Origin of the sequence: Paenibacillus jiangxiensis (assembly GCF_046098255.1) — a bacterium.
Classification (GTDB): Bacteria; Bacillota; Bacilli; order Paenibacillales; family Paenibacillaceae; genus Paenibacillus; species Paenibacillus jiagnxiensis.
The window spans coordinates 228,812-249,354 of sequence record NZ_JBJURI010000002.1; the positions used below are offsets into that span (position 1 = coordinate 228,812).

A 20,543-nucleotide genomic window follows, 5' to 3' on the forward strand; every position below is an offset into this window, starting at 1 on the left:
TTGTATGAAAGGAAAAGAGGTTGTTTTCAGAGTCAAGGGTCCTATTAATTTTAATATTTTGCTAGGTTTTCTTATCCTTGGGGTCATCAACTCGTTTAATCTTTATAACAATGTCGAATATGGAGGGATTGCAGGAATAGACTACCTCATTATCGCATCGTTAGGTTTGTTCTGCGTCGTCTGGCTTGCTGCCGCTGTAAGGGCGTTGACCGGCCCAAGAACCTTGAGGCTTGACGACGGCTCAGTTACTTTAGGCAAAAAAAAGATACAAAGCAGCGAGATTAAAGAGATTATTATCCATCAGGATCTTTGGGGGCTGGTGACGGTTGGAATTCTGCCGAAAGGCAAAAAAATCGTTCCTGTACATTGGTCCTTCAGATTGATAGATGACAGAGTAGGCAGCCTCAAAGCTCTTGATACATGGGCCGCAAGCAACAATGTGGACGTGGGATGGGGGCGATTTACAAGTTGGCTTTAATAATACTACTTCAGCGGGTTTGCCCTCACTGTACGATCCTTGTTAGAATGGCAGTGGGAAGTACAAATTCGTGACAGAGGGTGTATAATGGAAAACTGGATTACGTCATTTATGGAGCAGTACGGTTATTTTGGAATCTTTCTGATGATTGCCTTTGAAAACGTATTTCCACCCATACCGTCGGAGGTTATACTGACATTCGGCGGATTCATGACCACGAACTCCGATTTGACAGTGCCTGGAGTGATAGCGGCGGCTACCGCCGGGTCGGTGGTCGGAGCGATAATTCTGTATGGCATTGGCCGTATATTAAGCGTTGAGAGAATGGAAGCGATCGTTGATAGATGGGGGCATATCCTTCGTGTCAAAAGGCAAGACATACATAAGGCAGACGCCTGGTTTGACAAATATGGGCCGTGGACGGTGCTGTTTTGCCGTATGGTGCCGTTGATTCGCAGTCTGATCTCCATTCCGGCAGGCATGTCGGGCATGAATTTCTGGGTGTTCCTCGTGTTCACCACGATCGGCACGTTAATATGGAACATTATCCTCGTTAGTGTTGGAGCCGCGCTGGGAGACTCCTGGGAAAGCATTCTGGCTTACATGGATGTGTACTCGGAGATTACCTATGCCGTTATCGCAATCGCCGTTATTATATTTGTTATTTATTGGATTCGCAGAAGCCGGAAGAATTCTTAAGTACAGCATAGTAAACAGCGGAAATGAACGTTTCTATAATGGCAAGAAGCACTTCTGCTAAGTGCCGTCTGGCTTCTTGGAATGTACTTCGATAGACGTTTTACTTACAATTTAAACTAAAGGGTTCCCGATTCGGTTACAGCCGGGCTGTGCCGGAAGAACGGAACCTTTTCTATATTAATGACATGAATATCTAAAGGAGAGACTGATTATGTATGAAGCTTCTGACATATTACATCGGGCGGAGCAGTTTGTAAAGGAGCAGCTGCAGCATGACAGCAGCGGCCACGACTGGTGGCACGCATACCGGGTCAAGCAGACGGCCGTAACCATTGCGGAACAGGAAGGGGCTGACCTGCAGATATGTATTCTGGCTGCGCTGCTGCATGATGTGGCAGACCCGAAGCTGAATCCTTCCAAGGAAGAAGGGCTTCGCAAGGTGGAGAATTGGCTTCAAGTTGAGGGAGTAGAGGTTGCGGCAAAGGAGCATATTCTTGAGATTATAGCCACCATGTCCTACAGCGGAGGGAACCGTCCGCCTATACGTACGCTGGAAGGCCGTGTCGTGCAGGATGCTGACCGACTGGACGCCATCGGCGCGATCGGCATCGGCCGGGCTTTCGCCTATGGCGGGTCAAGGGGACGCCTGATGTATGATCCTGGAGAAAGCACCTGTGAATTTCAATCCGAGGAAGAATACAGGAGCCATCAGGGCACGACGATTCATCATTTTGATGAAAAGCTGCTGAAGCTGAAGGATCTTATGAATACGGAAAGCGGGCGGCAGCTGGCTGAGGAGCGGCATCAGTTCATGCTGGAATTTCTGGACCGTTTCCATAAGGAATGGGAAGGAAAATAGATTGGATGATCCGAAATTTTCGTGATAAAAACGACTTGCATTACGTAGTGGAAGCTCACAGCAGAATATGCGGCATTGAGTACCAATATGATGACAGTTTTGCACGTTTTGTTGCCGAAGGCATTGCTGCCTTTGAACGCAATCATAAGGCTGGGCGGGAAAATGTTTGGATCGCTGAGCTGGATGGCAAACCGGCGGGCTGTATCGGAATTACCGAAGCGGAAGAGCACACCGCTCAGCTGCGCTGGTTTCTCATGGAACCGGATGCGAGAGGAAAGGGATATGGCCGCCTTCTGCTGGAACATGCTGTACAGTTTTGCTTGAACAACGGATACAAGCGGATAATCTTGTGGACAAGCAGCCAGCTTAAAGGAGCCAGAATGTTGTACAATAGCTGCGGCTTCAGGCAGGTAGAAGAGAGACGCGAACTGCGCTCCGGCCAGCTTTTGACCGAGGAGAAGTGGGGGCTGAGTCTGCCACCGGAATAAGTGGGAAGCAAGTAGGGAAGCCGCAGAAAAGCGGAGAAGACAAAGCAATCCGGGAAAAGCGAGTTGAGGAATGGTTCCTTCGCGAAGAGCCTCACAGCATACGAAAGGGTGCCCAGAGGGGCACCCGCTTTGTCCGGGGTCACGCTCTTAAACCACCGTCCACCGGTAGAACGACACCTGTCACATAAGAGGAGCGATCGCTCAATAACCAGGCAGCAGCTTGCGCGATCTCATGAGGATCGGCAGCACGTCTAAGAGGCGTAATTGAGTTATTTTTTTCGATAATTGCCGGGTCCTGAGCTACCCATTTCTCTATCATCTCAGTCATGGTGGTGCCAGGTGCAACCGCGTTCACCCGGATGCCTGCAGGCCCGTATTCAATGGCTGCCGTCTCGGTCAGACTATTAACAGCCCTTTTGGCGGCTGCGTATGCAGACAGCCCCGGATTACCTCTGAAGCTGCCCACGCTGCTGTTATTGACAATGGCGCCGGTACCCGCGGTATTAAGTATAGCTTGGATTTCCGCTTTCATGGCCACCCAGATTCCTTTGTAATTTACAGCGTGAAGAAGGTCGAAATCTTCTTCTTTGACCTCTGTAATAGGTGATACGGGAATCGCAATTCCGGCATTATTGAATGCGATATCGAGGCGTCCGTGACGCTCAACGGTTGTTTGAACCGCTCGTTCGATGCTGGCGGAATCGGCCAGATCCGCTACAATGTAATCGGCTTTACCGCTTTTCGCGGTAATTTCTTCTACTACAGAACGCAGGGATGGTTCTGTTCTTGCGATGAGTGTAACCCCCGCACCTTCTTCTGCAAAGAGCTTGGCTGCTGCTGCCCCGATGCCACGGCTGGCACCTGTAACCAGGGCTACCTTATTGCTAAGCATTCCCTCAGAATTGTTATTTTTGTGCTGAGTTGCTGTTTGCATGGCCTGTCTCCTTTAAATCGGTATTGGTTTGAAAAGCTTCAAACTGGGTTGAAGCAATTTCTACGCTTGAGTATAATTTTCTAATACATTGTTGACGAGAGGTCGCATGATCATAGGTTTCCGAGTAATAGGATAGGGGGGGCTGAGATGAACGATAGCGAGCGCCGTACGGCTCTCGGTGATTTTTTGCGCAAACGGAGGTCCGGTCTTTCTCCGGATGATGTGGGATTGCCACCTGGGACGCGCCGCCGGACAGCCGGATTACGCAGGGAAGAAGTTGCACAGCTGGCGCATATCGGCACATCCTGGTATATGTGGCTGGAGCAGGGACGTGATGTCCGCCCCTCGGTGCAAGTGTTGGAGAGTCTTGCTGCGGCTCTCAGACTTAGTCCCAATGAACGGCGTCATCTTTTTTTTCTTGCAGGAGAATCACTGCCGCCTTACTTGTCTTCTCATGCTGAAGGTATCGGGTCCGCTTTCCAAAGAATGCTGGATGACCTTAATCCGAATCCTGCATATGTTTTGGGAAGACGCTGGGATTTTGTGGCCTGGAATGATGCTGCAGATGCGATTTTCTCTATTTCCGAAGTGTCACCGCCTTATGATTACAATTTAATCTGGCGGTTATCACTGACCCAGTATGGAAGATGCGCACCCCCAATTGGGAACAAAAAGCGCGGCGAATCATTGCGGAGTTCCACACGGCTACAGCCCGTTATGTTGAGGATTTGTCGTTTGCCGGATTAATTGAAGATCTTAAACGGGTAAACCCTGAATTTGACCGGCTATGGCTGCAGCATGAAACTCCCGGCTCTCTTGAAGGATTTTAAAAAAGTGCAGCATCCTGATATGGGGCATCTGGAGTTTGATCATATTACCCTGCAAATCCCCAATGATCCTGATATGAGGGTGATGATTTACACGCCTTTCGCAGCAGCACGGTTAAAACTGGAAAAATATTTGACAAAGAGATCCCCCGCAAAAAGGTGAGGGATCTCTAAATATTTTTGATACAAATCGTATCAATATTTTCGTTAGTATGATAATATGATCGTGAAAGGGATGTAATCGCTTTATTTTAAATGTTGTGATATCAAAAGGCTTTGGGGGAATGGGGATGAAGCCTGCATATAAGGCATTACATACGGACCAGGAACTATTTGCTGCGGCGGTCACTCAAGCCAAGGTAGATGTAATTATGTCGATGAATAGTATATTTAGTATTGTTGTCAACAGTGGTGGCAGTATAGAAAAGTTTACTCCTGAAGCCGTAAAAATCAACGGAGGATTCTATTTCAGAGACCGGTTTGAATTCAGGACAAAGGTATAGACAATTTCCCTTTCAGCATAAGTCCAAAGAAGGGGTGAGTGCTGTCACTACAAAACTGGACAACACTTGTCACAAAATGTTGTTATTTCAACGATCTTTCGGCCCTAATGAAGGCGATGAATCGTTTAGCTTCTTCAGGTGTCAATTCTTTGCCGTCAACAGTGAAGGAAAACCTCTCTAAAATTTTCCCATCCGATAGCTCCAGGTTTTCAGAGAATTGCCGGATTTCATCTTTGCCTGCAGGAATGAAATCATCGTCCCGCCCAAGCAGGTAATCAACCGAGACTTGAAAAAAATCAGCGATCTTACGCAGTGTATCAAAATCAGGTTTTCTTCTGTTCTTCTCATAATGAGATAAGGAGGCACGGGAAATTTCCAGCTGGGAGGCCAGCTCTTCTTGCGTCAGTTTTCGATGTTCCCTTAGCGCCGAAATTCGTTTACCGCAATTGTGCATAAATACAATCCCCTCAAATCTTTAAACATGTGATTAAGATTTACGACAAATAAGAAAAACGTCTATCGACGTATATCCAAAGAAGCCAGACCGCGTTTAGCAGTAGTTTTTCTTGCGATTATAGAATTGTTCAGCTCCGCTGAAAACTCATAAGTTCTATAATCTAAAAAAAACACGCTTGACTCGATACGTGTCGTATCATATATTGTACAATATAATAATGAAAATACATAATGTATCAAAGTAAAGGGACTTTATTCAATATCCGGAGGTGAGAAGGGGTGCTCAAGAAGTTTGCCGGACAATTGGTTCCAACACAGCAAGTCTCCTTTGTAGTTGAAGTATGTCTTCAGCAAGAAGAAATGATACTGTCTGTCACTCACAAGCAGGTTTGTTCGAAATCTATATACGTCCCGAGTCGGCAGTTAAACCATCGATTGCTTGCAATGGAGCACTCTTCATCATGTCAGCATAGTACGACTCAGGCGCTTAAAGCGGATCGAGCTTTAGTGTATGCGAAAGTAATTGAGGCATACGAAACAGCAAGCTCTTTTCCGAATACCAATTCTCCACATTTGACGGTAAAAACATGATCGGTATCCACACGTAAATAAGATACACCTTATAATACCATATGTGAAGGGTACTTTGCACTATCAAATAGCATTGCATGTGTTTTTTAAATCTTTGAATATATTACATATAAGGCTGGGTGAAGAAGTGAGCGCGATAAACGGTATCCTTCATTTTAATGGATCCATGATTAACAACAGCGAGGCTGATGCGCTAATGCAAGCTTTGCAAAAATACCCCGCCGATCAAATCAGTACATGGTTTGGCAGGGCAATTTTTCTCGGTTGTCATGCTCAATGGATTACGCCTGAATCCATTCATGAAACATTGCCTTATTATGATGCCGAGCGAAAGCTTGCAATCACTTCAGATGCAATCATTGACAACCGTGCCGAGCTGTTTGATTTGCTGCAAGTACCTCATGAACGTCGTGTGAGGATGGCCGACGGTGAACTGATTTTACTTGCTTACTATAAGTGGGAAGAAGAAATGCCAAAGTATTTGGTCGGTGATTTTGCCTTTATGATTTGGGATGAAAGGAACGATAAGCTTTTCGGCGCGCGAGATTTTTCCGGGACCCGCACACTCTATTTTTACCGGGATCATGAGCGATTCGCCTTCTCTACCCTGATACGGCCGTTATTTGCGCTCCCTTATATTCATAAGGGGCTTAACGAGCAATGGATCGCTGAATTTCTTGCGATTCCGGTCACCACCGACGCGGTGGATACAGCATCGACGGTCTATAGACAAATAGAACAAGTATCTCCTTCTCATACGATAACCGTAATGAACGGTAAAGTCACCTTAAGAAGATATTGCACTATAGCGGAGGGGAACAAGTTAAAGCTGTCGTCGAACGGGGAGTATGAAGAAGCGTTTCGTGAAGTATTTCGCAATGCCGTACATTCGCGAATTCGGACTCACCGCGCGGTAGGAGCCCAATTAAGCGGAGGGCTGGATTCAGGCTCGGTTGTCAGCTTTGCCGCCAGGGCATTGCGGGACGAGGATAAACATCTGCATACCTTCAGTTATGTTCCTGTTGACGACTTTGAGGATTGGACGTCCAAAAGAAGAGTAGCTAACGAGAAGCCTTATATCCAATCCACAGTACATTATGTAGGGAATATTACGGATCATTATTTGGATTTTAAAGGGAAAAGCCCGCTGTCAGAAGTGGACGATTGGCTGGAAACATTGGAGATGCCTTACAAGTTCTTCGAAAACTCTTTTTGGATTAAGGGCATATACGAGTCAGCCCAACAACAAGGGATAGGTATTCTATTAAACGGTCAAAGAGGCAATTGGACGATATCATGGGGGCCCCCTTTGGACTATATGGCGATTTTGCTAAGGAAGATGAAATGGATCCGGTTTCACCGCGAACTGCGGCTCCACAGTAGAATCGCAGGCATAAGACGGTTACGGCTGCTTCCCGTTATTGGCAGGAAGGCATTCCCGTTTGTACAACATCTCGCCTGGAACAAGGATGATCCGTTTCCATCGCTGATTAACCCGGAGCTTGCCAGAACAACAAATGTTTTTGAAAGATTGCGGCAGCACGATATTGATGTTACCGGTACTTATCTTGCCGGTGCATATGAATACAGAAAGAGACAGTTTGAGAAGCTTTATTTCTGGAATATTAACGGGACATTCGGAACCAAATTGTCATTGCGGTACTCCATGTGGGAACGCGATCCCACCAATGATTTGCGGGTAATTAAGTTCTGTTTGTCAGTACCGGAAGAACAATTCGTCCAGGATGGTGTCAACAGGTCGCTCATTCGCAGGTCTATGAAAAATTATTTGCCTGACGATGTAAGAATGAACCTAAGGCTTCGAGGTGTACAAGGCGCGGACGGAATTCACCGGATGAAACCGTCCTGGAATGTATTCATGAATGAACTGCAGCAGCTTAGCACTGATGCCGACTTATCCCGCTTCATCAATGTGCAAGTTTTAAAAGAAGCCATTTCAAAATTGAAGACTGGACCGCAAACCAACTATATATTTGACGATGACTTTAAAATCATCATGCGCAGCCTGATATTTCACCGATTTCTTAGGAAATTTGCGTAATTTTGTAGTAACTGCGAGTGGTAGCCGAGGTTCTATACCTTGCCTATACATATTTAATAACGGTGAGGAGGTGAGAGCATGAAAAAAACATGGGAAACGCCGGAAATGGAAGTTCTCAATGTGAAAATGACATTAGCAGGTCCAGGTAAAAAAACACCTGATGCGGTACAGCCTGATGAGGATGACCCTGTACAGTATAGCTAATTCGCAAAACAGCGTGACGGTTGACTGTGTTGCTGCCCTTTACATAAGTGTTGGAATGTATAAGGGCAGCATTTTTTTAAAACAGACTTCATAACCGTTTGGAGTGAATAGAATGATCGTTACGAATCAGACAGCCGTCTACAAAGCTTTCGGATTAACGATATCAAGCGATATTCCTCTTCCTGAATTGCATGAGTACACATGCTACGATGCAGATCATGTAAGTGTTTTTATCCAAAAAGCCGATTTAACACAATTATGGAGCGAGTTTGCCGGGCAGCAAAATAAATTCGCTGTAAAAGATAATATCGTCATGTTTCAACTGCCGGATGTGGGCACATTTTGCATCCAAGACGGGGAAAGTATCCGTGTTTCTCCCGCAGAAGGAGTAGATCCGAATAAAGTACGTCTATACATTCTTGGCACATGCTTAGGTGTTGCATTGCTGCAGAGAAAAATACTCCCCCTCCATGGAAGTGCCTTAGCTATTGATGGAATGGTGTATGCGGTAGTCGGACAGTCAGGGGCCGGCAAATCCACACTCGCTTCCGTATTGATGAAACGGGGGTATCAGCTTCTGAGCGATGACGTTATTGCGGTCTCGTTTACTCAGGACAATACGCCTTTGGTAACACCCTCCTACCCGCAGCAAAAACTGTGGAAGGAAAGCATCGATCAGCTTGGGATGGAAATTGCTGATTTTCAGCCATTATTCGAAAGAGAAACCAAGTTTGCCGTCCCGGTCGCTTCCCATTTTTATTCGGAACCGCTGCCGCTTGCCGGCATATTTGAGCTTGTTCACACACAGGATGATCAGATTGGAATTCACCGGATCAAAGGACTTGAGAGCCTGTTTGTCTTGAATCGGCACACGTATCGCAAGTCGGTTGTGGCTTCACTGGGATTGTCGGAGTGGCACTTCAATACCTCAGTCAGGTTGCTGAGCAGCATCGATGTTTTCCGGTTGCAAAGACCGACTACTCGATTCACAGCTCCTAATCTGGCTGATTTAGTGTTGTCCGAAATAAGCAAAATGTGATACATATCAGGTCCCAGTGCCCTTGTACGGTTAGTTCCTTATAAGGGCCTTTTCCATTCGACAAAAATAAAAAAAGTTTCGCTTGACTAGATACGTTTTGTATCATAAATTATTAAATAAGAAATAAACATACATTATGTATCATTGAGGGGTGAAAGAGAATTCATGAAAAGTAATATTTCTGTACACGATACGATACTTCAACGCAGCGGGAACCTGGCCAGCGATATGGACGGGGACAAAGTCATGATGAGCATCGAAAGCGGGAAGTATTATAATCTGGGAAAAGTGGGGGGCAGAATTTGGGAGCTTGCAGCATCACCGGTCACAGTCAGTCAGATCGTCGAAACGCTTGTTTCCGAGTATGACATTGAGCGGGAACTGTGCGAACAGCAGGTGATCAGCTTTGTGGCCGCATTATACAAGGAAAGCCTGATTCAACTTGAGGCAGAAGTAAGCGCGTGAATCCCATGTGGAGCAAAATTAAGAAATTCATCTCCTCTTCCCCGTCAAAGCGTAAGCTGTTCATGGAAGCCTGCTTTTACTTGGCATGGGCCCGAATTTTAAAAAGTTTGCCTTTTTCCAGGGTCGCTCCTTCCCTGGGAGCCTCCATGTTAGAAACACCATATACACAGGATCCCCGGAATGAACCGGCATTAAGAGCCATCTCATATGCAGTCCGGACGATGAGCCGCCATACGCTCTGGGAAAACACGTGTCTGGTCAAGGCGATTGCAGCAGTAAAGATGCTGGAACGGAGGGGAATTGAAAGCACATTGTATATGGGAACGGCCAAGGATCATGCTGGCAAAATGATCGCTCATGCTTGGGTGCGAAGCGGGTCTGTGTACATCACCGGGTTTGAGGAAATGGAGAAGTTCACCGTGGTAGGAACGTTCGGGAAACCATTGAATTCTAAAGCGGGCAAAAGGGGATTAAGCAAAGCATGAATCGTACATTCCATCTCAATACAGCACATTTTCCAAAGGAATTAACGCTGCTGCTTGAATTGCTGCAAGAGTGCGATGAAACGGAAATATCTGAAAACATGAAAGATAAACTGCCGGATATGGACTGGGACCGATTTCTGGAGCTTGTCAGACACCACCGGGTATATCCCCTGATTTATCTAAAGCTGAAGAATGTAGACAAAGAGCTGATTCCTGCGCAAGTATTGCAAAACCTGCATTCAGATTACATAAGGAATACGTTCCAAATGCTTCATCTAAGCGGAGAGATGGAGACCATTTGCAAAATTTTCAATGAAAACGGAATTCGTACTCTAATGCTGAAAGGACCGGTGCTTGCTGAAGCATTGTACGGGGATATTTCGCTTAGAACATCAAGAGATTTGGATATTTTGATTCATGTAGCTGATATTGAGAAATCAGAAGAAATTCTAAAAAATTGCGGATATAAATTAAAAGATGAATTCCCTCGGATCTTAGGTGACTGGAAGTGGAGGACCCATCATATCAATTATTTTCACCCTCAAAAAAAAATTGAAATTGAACTGCATTGGAGGTTGAAATTAGGCATTGGCAATGAACCCGACTTTAAAGAGCTCTGGGAACGAAAAGTCCGCAGTTCTCTTACATCTGAGCCGGTCTATTTTCTTGGGGAGGAAGATCTATTTCTATTTCTCACTTCCCATGGAGCCCGTCATGCTTGGTCCCGTCTTCGGTGGCTGGTCGATATAGACCGCCTGGTAAGGAAGGGGCTAAGATGGGAAGTTATATGTTTTCTGCTCAAAAAGCATCAAAACCTTCATATAGCAGGACAATCGCTGTTGCTGGCTTCAGAACTGCTTCAGACACCACTAACGCAATCCAAGAAGCTTTTAACATTTAACAGACATGCTTTTCAAATTGCGCAGCAATCCATTTTTTTTATAAAAGAGAAAGCTGACTTATTTCCAACTCCCCCCAAGTATTTAGCAGGCCGCTTAAACCGTTATTTCATTTCACTAATGCCGTTGTCTCAAAAATATAAATATTACATCAGCATACTTCATCCTACTTCTTACGATGCAGAGCTGCTGCCGTTGCCGAAATCATTGCACTTTATATATTTCCCTTTGCGTCCTTTCTTATGGTTTTGGCGGCAAATGAAGCATAGGACGCATGCTTAGGGAGGGAAATATGGGAAACGTCCTGCTGTTCGTGAACAAACTGCATGCTTTTGCCGGCATTAAACTGTATTTGAATCTGCTCTGCATGATCATAATTAGTTTACTTGATGGGATCGGGATATTTCTGCTTGTACCCATGCTTGGTTTAATCGGGATATTCGATGTTCATATAGGAAATTTTTCATTCATTTCGATTTTCGATGCAGTACTTCGGACGATACCTACAGCCTATCAGCTTGCTGTCATTTTAGGAATATTTATATTAGTTATTTCAGCACAGGCTCTGTTACAGAAAAATCAGTCTGTGCTGGATGCTAAAATTCAACAAGGCTTTATGCGGAGCTTAAGATTGGATATTTATCAGGCATTGCTAAAGGCAAACTGGATTTTTCACCTGAAGCGAAGAAAGTCTGATTTTCAGCATATCCTGACATCTGAGCTGGGCAGAGTGAATCATGGAACAACTCTTTTTCTGCGGCTTATCACATCAATTACTTTCATGGTTATCCAAATTGGCATAGCACTTTGGCTATCCGCCAAGATGACTCTGTTAGTTCTTTTCTGCGGAATATTACTGGCATTTATTTCACAAGGTTTTATTAAGCATTCCAAAGAATATGGCAATCAAACAACCGAACTCGCGAAAAGTTACTATGCTGGCATAAACGATCAGTTAAACGGGATTAAAGATATAAAGAGTAATATGCTTGAACAATCTCATATTTCCTGGTTTCACAAACTGAATCATGACATTGAATTGAATGTAGTCGAACAAATCAAAGTACAATCTAACTCCCAATTATTGTATAAAATATCTTCAGCAATACTGATCGGGCTGTTTATTTATTTGTCTTTGGAAGTATTTCATACGCAGGCCGGTCAATTGATGATCATTATAATTCTGTTCTCACGTTTGTGGCCAAGATTTACTGGAATACAGTCTAATTTGGAACAGATTGCATCGACACTTCCTGCGTTCAAGAATCTGGTTGATATACAGAAAGAATGTGAAAGTGCCGTTGAATCGATAGCCTTGGATCGTACCCGCAGTGCGAATACCTTGCGAGTGAAAGAAGGAATTGAGTGCCGGGACGTTTATTTCCGCTATGAGCGAAGCCAGGAATTCTATGTTCTTAAAAATATTAATTTGTTCATTCCGGCTAATCGGATGACCGCTATTATAGGAAAATCCGGTGCAGGAAAAAGCACTTTAATTGATATGTTGATGGGGCTTTTGCGCCCTGAAAGAGGGGAAGTAGCGGTGGACGGATTACCTCTCTCGGATGAAACGATGCTTTTACTGAGGGGTACCATTGGATATGTTCCACAGGATCCGTTCCTGTTCCATACAACCATTCGCGAAAACCTTCTGATGATGAATCCGGCGGCGAGCGAAGAACATTTATGGGACGCCTTAAAGTTAGCTGCTGCTGATGAGTTTATTGAACGTCTTCCTCATGGGCTTGATTCCGAGATTGGCGACCGCGGCGTCAGGCTTTCCGGAGGCGAAAGACAGCGGTTGATACTGGCAAGGGCGATCTTACGGAATCCTTCTATTCTTGTGCTTGATGAGCCTACAAGTGCGCTAGACGCTGAAAATGAGAAAAGAATACAAGTAGCCCTTAACAGACTTAAAGAAGAAATGACCATTATAGTCATTGCTCATCGGCTTTCGACGATTCGAAACGCCGATCAAGTGCTTGTACTGGAAGATGGCCGTATTATTCAGGAAGGCGGGTATCAACAGCTTTCTAAAGAAATGAATGGAGTATTTGGCCAACTGTTGAGGTATCAAATGGAAATGAACAATTGAGAGAAAGAGATGGATGCGCTTTCGAGAAAAAACGACAAAACAGAAAAGAATTTTGCTTGACATGATACTAATTGTATCATAAAGTGAAATTATATACTAAATGATACTAATTGTATCAGTAGCTCTGTTCACTCATTCACTTTGAATAGAAACTAGATCTTAGCGGAGGCGATTAAAGGATGATGGAGCCGTCAATGGGGATTAAAGAATATGCCGCAGTATTAAGAAAGAGGTTGTGGCTTATTGCTGTCTGTGTGATTGTTGTAACTTGTGCAACAGGCATATATAGCTATTTGTTTACTAATCCGTCGTATCAAGCTTTTTCTAAAATAATTGTAAATAAATCCAAAGAAAGTAAGCTCGACTTAAATGAAGTCAATTTAAACATTCAATTGGTCAATACATATAAAGAGATTGTTTTGACATATGCGGTAATGGACCGGGTTGTCCAGAAGCATCCTGAGCTTGGGCTATCCGCGGATCAATTAATAGGAAAAATTAAAATTGGTACTGTCAATGATTCACAAGTCATGACGTTATCCACTCAAGATCTTTCTTATGATAACGCCATAAAAACCGTGAACGCGGTAACGTCGGTATTTAAAGAAACGGTCCCGACCATTATGAGTGTCGATAACGTGGAGATTCTTAGTGAGGCGAAGAATGCTTATGATGTTTCTCCGAACCCGATTTTGAATGTCGTTATAGCTTTTATAGTAGCGCTGATGTTATCGGTTGGTACTGCATTCCTTCTAGAGTATCTGGATGACACTGTTAAGAGCGAGGCAGATATCACCGAACTCCTTGGAGTGCCAACGTTTGCAGTTGTTGCTGTCATTACGAGGGACGACTTGATTCCACAGGATCAGAAACTAAACAAGCAAAATATGGAGGGAGCTCCTTATGCGACAGTTAACTCTTAAATACCCCTTGGCTATGGATATTAACCCGGCATCCTTTATAGCAGAATCCTACCGTACATTACGTACGAATATTGAATTTTCAGCTTTCGATCATGATATGAAGACGATTGCCGTTACTTCAGCCAGCCCCCTGGAAGGCAAAACTACAACAGCGGTAAATATGGCGACGGCTTTCGCTCAAGCGGGGAAAAATGTAGTACTAATTGATGCGAACTTTCGCAAACCGATTATTCATAGCATCTTTAACAAGGATAATCGCGGCGGTCTTTCCAATATTATCGCTAAACAGTACTCCGTTCTTGAAATGGTACAGGAAACGTCTATCGATAACCTGTCGCTGATCACATCGGGGCCTATACCTCCCAATCCGTCGGAAATGCTCTCTTCCCATAATTTCTCGGAAATGCTGGATGAGTTGAAGGCGAATTACTCTATCATCATTATCGATACGCCGCCTGCCTTAATTGTTACAGACGCGCAGGTAGTTGCCGCCCAATGCGACGGGGTTATCCTCGTTGTCAACGCAGGGAAGGCCAAGCGCGAAGCTGTTGTCAAGGTAAAAGAACACTTAGATCATGCCAGAGCGAGACTTCTGGGTGTCGTTCTCAACAATGCAAAACGAAACAAAAAGAGTAAACAGGAAGAGTTTTACTACGAAAACAGGGCATAGGGGCAGCTTTCCCAAAAATATATTGTTTCTTATTTTAAGGTAATAGGAGATAACTATTTAAATTTAATTTTTTATAGGTAATGCCTACTGAACCTTTATCACTGTAGGCACTCGGCCATGCTGTGGGTTCAGTGGGACCTTAGACGTTGATCGTCGGTGGTGTGGCGTGAGGATGGGTTCAATGCCCAATATTGTTTTTCTTTTGTTGATAGAAAGCTAAGATGTACAGCCTTCCAAGCCGGAACGCTGCAGATCTTGGTTTTGTATCCAACATAATTGGGAGTGTACAGGAGATATAGCGAAAAAATGGAGGGAAACAAATCTATGAAGAAGGTACGCAAAGCAATCATTCCAGCAGCTGGGCTAGGGACAAGATTTTTACCGGCTACCAAGGCAATGCCGAAAGAGATGCTGCCGATCATTAACAAGCCTACGATCCAGTACATTGTGGAGGAGGCAGTAGAATCGGGAATAGAGGATATCATCATCGTGACAGGCAAGGGAAAGCGTGCAATCGAGGATCACTTCGATCACGCGTTCGAGCTCGAAACCAACTTGGTGGAGAAGGGGAAGCTGAAACTGCTTGAAGAAGTGCGTCGACCCTCCAGCGTAGACATTCACTATATTCGCCAGAAGGAACCGAAGGGGCTTGGGCACGCGGTATGGTGTGCAAGACGTTTTATCGGTGACGAGCCTTTTGCCGTTCTTCTGGGAGACGATATCGTACATAGCGATATTCCTTGCTTAAAACAGCTGATTCAACAGTATGAGAGAACCGGCACATCGGTAATCGGAGTACAGCCGGTACCAGATCAAGATACTACCCGATACGGCATTATCGATCCGTTAACCCAAAATGACCGGTTGTATCAAGTCGGCACATTTGTGGAGAAACCGCCGCTTGGGGCCGCGCCGTCCAACTTGGCGATTATGGGGCGTTATATTCTAACACCTGAGATCTTTGAAATATTGTCTGCCCAAGAGAAAGGAGCCGGAGGAGAAATACAACTAACGGACGCCATTCAGAAATTGAATAATATTCAGGGAGTCAACGCATTTCATTTCGAAGGTATCCGGTACGATGTCGGCGATAAACTGGGCTTTATCTTAACAACTCTGGATTATGCGTTGAGGGACGGTGAGCTCAGCGGGGAATTGTTAAAGGCAATGGAGGCAATTGTATATAGAAATCTGGTACGCACGCAATGAATCTATCAAAGGGGGGGCAGGAGATGCAAGATTATACCAAAAAAACTCAATTTGCTGAAACAGGAAGGTATGCTCCTACTGCCGCTAGAAACCCAAGAGTTTATCTGGCATCCAAGAGAACTTTGGATATCCTTGGGGCGTTATTTGGCATTGTATTTTTGCTCCCTGTGTTGATCTTAGTTGCATTATTCATTAAGTTGGAGGATCCCAAAGGCCCGGTTCTATTCAAGCAACAGAGAATAGGAAAGAACGGAAAACCTTTTAACATGTACAAATTCCGTTCTATGGTGTCGAATGCTGAAGAGCTTCTTGAGAAATTGTTGGACAGAAATGAAGTCAGTGGCTTGATGTTCAAGATCAAAGAAGACCCGCGGATTACGAAAGTAGGCAAAATCATAAGGAAAACGAGCTTGGACGAATTGCCGCAGCTGTTCAACGTACTGAAGGGTGAGATGAGCCTGGTAGGACCAAGGCCACCATTGCCGAGAGAAGTAAAGGAATATAACTCTTTCCACTGGAGAAGACTTGAGGTCACTCCGGGATGTACGGGCCTGTGGCAGGTAAGCGGGCGTAATCACGTTGGATTTGAAGAAATGGTGGAGCTGGATATTCAGTATATTCAGAACCGAAATATGGTCTATGATATGAAAATTATTTTATTAACCTTTAAAGTGTTATTCGGCTCTGATAATGCGTTTTAAAGAAACAAAACGTTTGTAGAAATTTAATGTATACCTGGAGGTAGTTGAATGAAAATACTCCACGTCTCTTTAGGTCTACCTCCTTACCGAACTGGCGGACTAACGAGATACTCCATTGATTTAATGGCAAACCAGGTTTCATTATCCCATCAAGTCGGTTTGCTTTATCCAGGCCATTTTAAGGTTGGCGGTAAACTTAAAATCATAAGTAATGACATATATAAGGGAATTGATGTTTATGAAATCGTTAATCCTCAGCCGGTTTCATTGCTTGGTGGTATTAAAAATGCTGAAAGGTTTTTGAGGCAAGCTCCAAGAAGCATCTATATAAACTTTTTGAACCATTACAAACCGGATATCATTCATATACATACACTCATGGGTATTCATAAAGAACTTCTTGAAGCAGCCAAGGAACTGGGAATTAAAATGGTTTTTACTTCACACGATTACTTCGGTATCTGTCCAAAGGTTAATTTAATGGACTGGCAGGGGAGAATATGTGATGACTATGAGAATGGTCTAAAATGTGTGAAATGTAATCAACATGGCTACAGTATGTTGAAAATTTCAATTATGCAATCGAAGATGTACAGAGAATTAAAATATAATCCAATGATCAATAAAATACGTGCAAAGCAAGTGGATAAACAAAAAGTTGTGACGATGAAGGGATTGGAAGACAATGTTGATCAACCTGACCCTTCATTAGCTGATAGTTACGTTAAGCTGAGACATTACTATACCGGAATGCTGTCCTTGGTGAACACATTTCATTTTAACAGCACAGTAGCCCGAAAAGAATATGAGAAATATATGACTCCAAACGGAAAGGTTATATCCATCACACATCAAGATATACAAGACTGCAGAAAAGTAAAAAATTATTCAGACCATACTAAACCTTTATATTTGTCATACCTTGGACCGGTTGATAAATATAAAGGTTTTTATATGCTGCTTCATGCCTTGGAGCAATTAATGGATCGGGATGATTGGAAATTAAGGGTCTACGGTGATGTCGAGCCAACTGGAATTCATTATGATGCAGATAAGATCCGCTTTTTTGGAAAATATCAACACCATCAGCTCCCTGAAATCTTTAAGGAAACCGATCTTATAATCATTCCGAGTATTTGGAAGGAAACCTTTGGTTTCATTGGTTTAGAGGCATTATCCCATGGGGTACCGACACTCGTTACAGATTGTGTTGGTTTTAAAGACCTGATTGATGACGCTGTTACAGGCATGGTATGCAAGCCAAACTCAGAAGATCTGGCAAAACACCTGATCTCCGTTTTGGACCATAGGGAAGCTCTTGCGCAAATGAACAGAAATATTGTTAGTTATGATTTCGACTTTTCCATGAACAGACATACAACCACAATCATTGACTTGTACAAGAGCACAATGTTAGATACGGGTGATATTGTTGAGGAGGAGCGGATTGAACATGAACCAATCCAATATTAGGGTAGCCTTTTGTGGTACAAGAGGGCTTCCGGCTAATTACGGAGGATTTGAAACAGCGCTGGATGAAATAACAAAACGCTTTGTAAAAAAAGGTATTCACTGTGAAGTTTTTTGCAGAGGGGATGGGGGTAAGAATAGGAAAAAAGAAATGTACGAAGGAAGGGAATTGGTTTTCATAAAAGGAAGTAGGCACAGGAAGCTGGATACCTTTATCTCCTCAATTCATACAGGACTTTATTTAATAAAGCATAGGAAAGAATATGATTTCATTTTTTGGTTCAATAATGCTAACTTTCCGGGTATTCTTTTAACTTTACTTTCAGGCGTGAGAATGGCAATAAATACGGATGGCCTTGAATGGAGAAGAGCGAAATGGTCTCTCCCCTTCAAGGCCTATTATTTTTTATCTTCCTTCTTTATTTGTTTGTTATGTAGAACCCTGATATCCGATTCGGTTTCGATTCAAAACTACTATAAGAAGACATTCAAGAAAAAAACACAGTTTATACCCTATGGTGCTCCTGAAACCAAAGAGTATGGCAGTGAAATGAAGAAGGAGATTCTTGGGAAATACGGGCTGGAAGAGGGAAAGTATTTTTTGCAAATTACACGTTTTGAACCGGACAATCTGCCCCTGGAAATTATCAAACAATTTCAACACTCCCATTTAGGAGATCTCGGGTATCAATATGTGCTGATTGGATTGAAGGATGAGACGGAATATGCAATGAAAATTAAATCGGAATCGGGGACGAGGGGGGTTAAGGTGCTGCCGGCAAATTATAATCCAACGGAACTGACAGTTTTGAGGAATTGCGCTTATTGTTACGTGCACGGAAATTCTGTCGGTGGAACGAATCCGGCACTACTTGAAGCCATGCAATCGGCTAAGCGGATTTTGGCCATTGATTGCCCCTTTAGTGAAGAAGTCTTGGGTGCAAATGGAAAGCGGTTTACTATTGGGAACCTGGGTCAGGTTTTTATGGATTCATTACATTTGGAAGACCAGTCGTTATCTATGAAACATCGGATTAAACTACACTATCAATGGGATGAAGTAGCAGAGTCTTACAAAAATATAACACAAGAAAAATCAGCGAATTATGTGGTGGTGGCGACTGCGCATGAAGGAGCAAAGGCAAGCAGTTAATGATGATGATTGTAACCAGAACTATATAAAAGGAGCTTTTTAAAATGAACATCATTATCTCTAATGCATACTGTTACCTGAATAAAGGGGATGCCGGCATTATTAGAGCCATGGTACAGGAATTTAAGAAAGAATATCCGGATTCGAAAATTAAGGTGATCTCCTTATACAAAGATCTTGATCAGGGGAAATATGGGGACTGTGAAGTTATCGATTGTTTGATTCCCCCGTATAAAGGCAAGAGCAGATTAATGAAGATCATCAGAAATGTTTTCTTATTCTGTTTGATTTATTTGCTTAATTCCCTTGGAGTCCCTTTTAATTCCACGTCGAAGGACATAAAAAATGCAGATATTGTGGTTAGTTGTGGCGGCGGATATTTGAAAGCTAGGAATCTTGCCCAATTTTTAGGTGACTTCATGTATCATTATGTTCAATTTACTACAGCTCTGCAATATAGAAAAAAACTCGTCATATATGCACAGACCGTCGGAACATTCGGAAATGAATTTGTTAAATCAAGAATTAAGAATCTTTTGCAGAAGTCATCGTTGATTCTTCCGAGAGAGACTATTTCCTATAACTATTTATGTGGCTTTATCCCAGACGCCAAGAATTATTTCCACACAAGTGATATTGCTTTCCTTCTTGATAAGAAAAAAGTGAATGTAAATATTCCTTTTCAGCAAAAATTAAAAATCGGGATCACTATGCGTACGTGGCATTTTCCTGGTGAAGCAGATCGAGCTGGTCTACTTGAGAACTATAAAATGGCTGTTATAAATATGATTAAGCATATTTCATCAAATTATAATGCAAGTATTTATCTCATGCCACAAGTCATCGGCCCAGGACCGGACAATGATTTGCTGATTAGTACGGAGGTGTATCAAGAGTTCTTAAAAAACGATTCCGTTCACCTGGTTAATGATGACTTAACTCCGGAAGAGCTGAAATACTTGTATTCAAAAATGGACTTATTTATTGGTACCAGGATGCATTCCAATATTTTTGCTTTATCAGAACATGTACCTTGCGTGGCTATATCTTACGACCTGAAGACGGATGGTATCATGCAGGACGTTGGGTTGGGCGATTATGTGCTAAATATTAAAGGAATTAAGGAGAAGGAGCTCATTCAAAAGGTGGATAGCGCTATTCATTCCCTTGATTCAATGAAAGAGATCCTTACCCTGTCCGTTCCGAAAATCAAAGATAAATCCAGACTTAATAATGTTCTTTTGAACCAATTAATCAAGGGCAAATTGAACAATGGGAATGGGGAAGCACTTACCCAGAAAACAAGTAATTTAAGTATGGAACTTTAGAGCAG

At 43.3% G+C, this 20,543-nt stretch carries 22 protein-coding genes and 1 pseudogene; 21 read left to right on the plus strand and 2 right to left on the minus strand.

The window, feature by feature from the left end:
- The first annotated feature begins 4 nt into the window (after nt 1-4).
- The 4 genes from ACI1P2_RS02870 to ACI1P2_RS02885 all read left to right on the plus strand — a co-directional run bounded on the left by ACI1P2_RS02870 (nt 5) and on the right by ACI1P2_RS02885 (nt 2,524).
- Nucleotides 5-478, plus strand: coding sequence for a hypothetical protein (locus tag ACI1P2_RS02870; RefSeq protein WP_355316651.1), 474 nt, complete (start codon nt 5-7; stop codon nt 476-478).
- An 87-nt stretch (nt 479-565) separates the two neighbouring features.
- On the plus strand, nt 566-1,177 hold the full coding sequence (locus ACI1P2_RS02875) for a DedA family protein (RefSeq protein WP_355316652.1): 612 nt from the start codon (nt 566-568) through the stop codon (nt 1,175-1,177).
- Between the two features lie 211 nt (nt 1,178-1,388).
- Nucleotides 1,389-2,036 carry an HD domain-containing protein gene (locus tag ACI1P2_RS02880; RefSeq protein ID WP_355316654.1) on the plus strand — a complete coding sequence of 216 codons (648 nt, stop codon included), beginning with the start codon at nt 1,389-1,391 and terminating at the stop codon, nt 2,034-2,036.
- A 5-nt stretch (nt 2,037-2,041) separates the two neighbouring features.
- On the plus strand, nt 2,042-2,524 hold the full coding sequence (locus ACI1P2_RS02885) for a GNAT family N-acetyltransferase (protein ID WP_355316656.1): 483 nt from the start codon (nt 2,042-2,044) through the stop codon (nt 2,522-2,524).
- A gap of 139 nt (nt 2,525-2,663) precedes the next feature.
- On the opposite strand, the gene ACI1P2_RS02890 is transcribed toward ACI1P2_RS02885, so the two are convergent.
- On the minus strand, nt 2,664-3,458 hold the full coding sequence (locus tag ACI1P2_RS02890) for an SDR family NAD(P)-dependent oxidoreductase (RefSeq protein ID WP_355316658.1): 795 nt from the start codon (nt 3,456-3,458) through the stop codon (nt 2,664-2,666).
- A 147-nt stretch (nt 3,459-3,605) separates the two neighbouring features.
- Between ACI1P2_RS02890 and ACI1P2_RS02895 the strand changes: the two are divergent.
- The 3 genes and pseudogenes from ACI1P2_RS02895 to ACI1P2_RS02905 all read left to right on the plus strand — a co-directional run bounded on the left by ACI1P2_RS02895 (nt 3,606) and on the right by ACI1P2_RS02905 (nt 4,788).
- Nucleotides 3,606-4,288, plus strand: a pseudogene (locus tag ACI1P2_RS02895) (helix-turn-helix transcriptional regulator).
- Entirely contained in the window at nt 4,275-4,448 is a 174-nt protein-coding gene (locus ACI1P2_RS02900) for an MmyB family transcriptional regulator (RefSeq protein ID WP_408976117.1), read from the plus strand. Before ACI1P2_RS02895 ends, ACI1P2_RS02900 begins: the two are co-directional and overlap by 14 nt.
- Nucleotides 4,449-4,575: 127 nt before the next feature.
- The gene (locus ACI1P2_RS02905; protein ID WP_355316662.1) at nt 4,576-4,788 is read left to right on the plus strand and encodes a hypothetical protein; all 213 of its coding nucleotides are present in this window, start codon (nt 4,576-4,578) and stop codon (nt 4,786-4,788) included.
- An 82-nt stretch (nt 4,789-4,870) separates the two neighbouring features.
- Here ACI1P2_RS02905 and ACI1P2_RS02910 read toward each other — a convergent pair whose 3' ends face one another.
- Nucleotides 4,871-5,242: a helix-turn-helix domain-containing protein gene (locus ACI1P2_RS02910; protein ID WP_355316664.1), complete on the minus strand. Its 372-nt coding sequence runs from the start codon at nt 5,240-5,242 to the stop codon at nt 4,871-4,873.
- A 720-nt stretch (nt 5,243-5,962) separates the two neighbouring features.
- On the opposite strand from ACI1P2_RS02910, the gene ACI1P2_RS02915 reads away from it, so the two are divergent.
- The 14 genes from ACI1P2_RS02915 to ACI1P2_RS02980 all read left to right on the plus strand — a co-directional run bounded on the left by ACI1P2_RS02915 (nt 5,963) and on the right by ACI1P2_RS02980 (nt 20,538).
- Nucleotides 5,963-7,897 (plus strand): asparagine synthase-related protein, encoded by a 1,935-nt coding sequence (locus ACI1P2_RS02915; protein ID WP_355316666.1) that lies wholly within the window; start codon nt 5,963-5,965, stop codon nt 7,895-7,897.
- 78 nt (nt 7,898-7,975) lie between these two features.
- On the plus strand, nt 7,976-8,101 hold the full coding sequence (locus ACI1P2_RS02920) for a paeninodin family lasso peptide (RefSeq protein WP_355316668.1): 126 nt from the start codon (nt 7,976-7,978) through the stop codon (nt 8,099-8,101).
- A gap of 112 nt (nt 8,102-8,213) precedes the next feature.
- Complete coding sequence (locus ACI1P2_RS02925) at nt 8,214-9,140, plus strand: aldolase (RefSeq protein ID WP_355316670.1); 927 nt, start codon at nt 8,214-8,216, stop codon at nt 9,138-9,140.
- Between the two features lie 165 nt (nt 9,141-9,305).
- Nucleotides 9,306-9,605 (plus strand): lasso peptide biosynthesis PqqD family chaperone, encoded by a 300-nt coding sequence (locus tag ACI1P2_RS02930; protein ID WP_355316672.1) that lies wholly within the window; start codon nt 9,306-9,308, stop codon nt 9,603-9,605.
- Nucleotides 9,606-9,610: 5 nt separating this feature from the next.
- Nucleotides 9,611-10,090, plus strand: coding sequence for a lasso peptide biosynthesis B2 protein (locus ACI1P2_RS02935; RefSeq protein WP_355316909.1), 480 nt, complete (start codon nt 9,611-9,613; stop codon nt 10,088-10,090).
- Nucleotides 10,087-11,271: a nucleotidyltransferase domain-containing protein gene (locus ACI1P2_RS02940; protein ID WP_355316674.1), complete on the plus strand. Its 1,185-nt coding sequence runs from the start codon at nt 10,087-10,089 to the stop codon at nt 11,269-11,271. Before ACI1P2_RS02935 ends, ACI1P2_RS02940 begins: the two co-directional genes overlap by 4 nt.
- Before the next feature lie 10 nt (nt 11,272-11,281).
- On the plus strand, nt 11,282-13,084 hold the full coding sequence (locus ACI1P2_RS02945) for an ABC transporter ATP-binding protein (protein WP_355316676.1): 1,803 nt from the start codon (nt 11,282-11,284) through the stop codon (nt 13,082-13,084).
- Between the two features lie 179 nt (nt 13,085-13,263).
- On the plus strand, nt 13,264-14,007 hold the full coding sequence (locus tag ACI1P2_RS02950; RefSeq protein ID WP_355316678.1) for a YveK family protein: 744 nt from the start codon (nt 13,264-13,266) through the stop codon (nt 14,005-14,007).
- A 13-nt stretch (nt 14,008-14,020) separates the two neighbouring features.
- Nucleotides 14,021-14,677, plus strand: coding sequence for a CpsD/CapB family tyrosine-protein kinase (locus ACI1P2_RS02955; protein ID WP_408976124.1), 657 nt, complete (start codon nt 14,021-14,023; stop codon nt 14,675-14,677).
- 324 nt (nt 14,678-15,001) lie between these two features.
- Nucleotides 15,002-15,886, plus strand: a complete 885-nt coding sequence (gene galU, locus ACI1P2_RS02960; RefSeq protein WP_355316682.1) for a UTP--glucose-1-phosphate uridylyltransferase GalU — start codon at nt 15,002-15,004, stop codon at nt 15,884-15,886.
- 23 nt (nt 15,887-15,909) lie between these two features.
- Complete coding sequence (locus tag ACI1P2_RS02965; protein ID WP_355316683.1) at nt 15,910-16,587, plus strand: sugar transferase; 678 nt, start codon at nt 15,910-15,912, stop codon at nt 16,585-16,587.
- 48 nt (nt 16,588-16,635) lie between these two features.
- Nucleotides 16,636-18,060, plus strand: a complete 1,425-nt coding sequence (locus tag ACI1P2_RS02970) for a glycosyltransferase (protein WP_355316685.1) — start codon at nt 16,636-16,638, stop codon at nt 18,058-18,060.
- Nucleotides 18,041-19,210 (plus strand): DUF1972 domain-containing protein, encoded by a 1,170-nt coding sequence (locus ACI1P2_RS02975; RefSeq protein ID WP_355316687.1) that lies wholly within the window; start codon nt 18,041-18,043, stop codon nt 19,208-19,210. The genes ACI1P2_RS02970 and ACI1P2_RS02975 overlap by 20 nt, the downstream gene beginning before the upstream one ends.
- A gap of 44 nt (nt 19,211-19,254) precedes the next feature.
- Nucleotides 19,255-20,538: a polysaccharide pyruvyl transferase family protein gene (locus ACI1P2_RS02980; RefSeq protein ID WP_355316688.1), complete on the plus strand. Its 1,284-nt coding sequence runs from the start codon at nt 19,255-19,257 to the stop codon at nt 20,536-20,538.
- The last annotated feature ends 5 nt before the right edge of the window (nt 20,539-20,543 follow it).